Origin of the sequence: Ferrovibrio sp. (genome assembly GCF_036381655.1) — a bacterium.
In the GTDB taxonomy this organism is placed as follows: Bacteria; Pseudomonadota; Alphaproteobacteria; order Ferrovibrionales; family Ferrovibrionaceae; genus Ferrovibrio.
In genome coordinates this window covers 1-1,386 of record NZ_DASVCJ010000056.1, presented here as the reverse complement: position 1 = coordinate 1,386, position 1,386 = coordinate 1, and the positions used below count along the sequence as shown (strand labels likewise).

1 protein-coding gene is annotated in these 1,386 nt (G+C 66.6%); it reads right to left on the bottom strand.

The window, feature by feature from the left end; genetic code table 11:
• Nucleotides 1–1,265: IS701 family transposase (locus VF194_RS11080; protein ID WP_330890953.1), on the bottom strand; the 1,265-nt coding region annotated here is incomplete at its 3' end.
• Nucleotides 1,266–1,386: the final 121 nt, after the last annotated feature.

Genomic DNA, 1,386 nt, shown 5'->3' with positions numbered 1-1,386 from the left:
GTAGTGCGCGAAAATTCTTCCACCAGACAGGCTGCCTGCAAGGCTTTGCGTCGATCGGCGTGCGACGGCCGCCGCGTGGCGTCGTCCCACGGCGAGTCGTCGCGGCGCACCAGATCGGTGGCGGTGCGGTTCCAGGCCCAGAGTTCCACCAGCGTGTAAAGCCACAGATTCAGATGCCACACGCCGATGTTGGCCCAGAGGTTGCGCACCTGTTGTTGGCCGCCGCCCCAGACTTCTTTCACGTCGTGAAAGACCTGCTCGATCGCCGCCCGGTCGGCGAAGGCTTCGACGATCTCGGCCGCGCCGGCCGCGGGATCGGTGCAGTAGAAGAACTGGAGACCGCCCGGCTCCTTGACGATCACCACGCGGATCGTCCCGCCGAAGGTCGGATGCGCGGCTTGGAAGGTCTTCACGCGCTTGACGACCTCGTCGCCGTACAAGACGCAGGACACGTCCTGCCAGCCCTTGGGGTGCGCGGCCCGCTTGGCCAGGCTGATGCGGTGCAAACCGTACTTGCGTTTGCGTCCGCGACGCGGCTTCGTCTCGCGCGGCGGCAGGTCGCGCAGCGCGGCGTCTTTGCGCAGTCGCCCCACCAGCGTCACGCCCGCCTTCATCACCGGGCGGACGAAGGCCCGTTTGGTGTAGGCCCCGTCGGCGACCGCCCACACGGCTTTTCCCGCCGTTTGCAGCAGTGCCGCCGCCCGCTGCACCAGATCGGCCGCCAGCACCAGCTTGGTTTGAAACGTCCAGCCGTAGTGCTGGGGGAGCTGGGGCACATCCTGGGCGCGGACATACAGCCAGGACCAGATCGGCAGGCCGATGGCCCCCCACCAGCGATGCCGCACGACCAGCGCCAGCGTGACCCACACATGGCCGTAACAGAACGCCGAGCCGGTCGGGCCGGGGGTCGGGTCGTGATGAATGCCGGCCCCCTGGACCTTGGGGCCGTAACGTTTGGTCGGCGAGTCGTCGAGACTGGCCAGCACCCGCGGCTGGCCCTCGAGCGCCCGCAGCAGCACCAGGAGCAGCACCCGCTCGCCGAGTTCCTGCCAGCGGCGTCCCACGCTTTGCAGAAAGAAATAGTAATCCTGAAAATCGGGCGTGACTCCGGCGGCCCGCAACCAGGCCGTCACCGTCCGCCGACCGCTGCCGAACAACAGGCCCAGCATCAACACCGGCAACCGCCAGCGCGAGCGGCCGTGCAATCCGGCCGCCAGCCAGTCGGCCCACTGGTTCCAATCGGCAGGCGCATGATAACATGCCATCCGTGGCTCTCCCGTGTGCACCGGTTGACCTCTCCATCACCAGTGTGCCGGAAGAGCCGCCTTTTTGCGCTCTCGTATCATGCGGAAAACAAATCACACGAATTTTTCCAGAAAGTGCAGT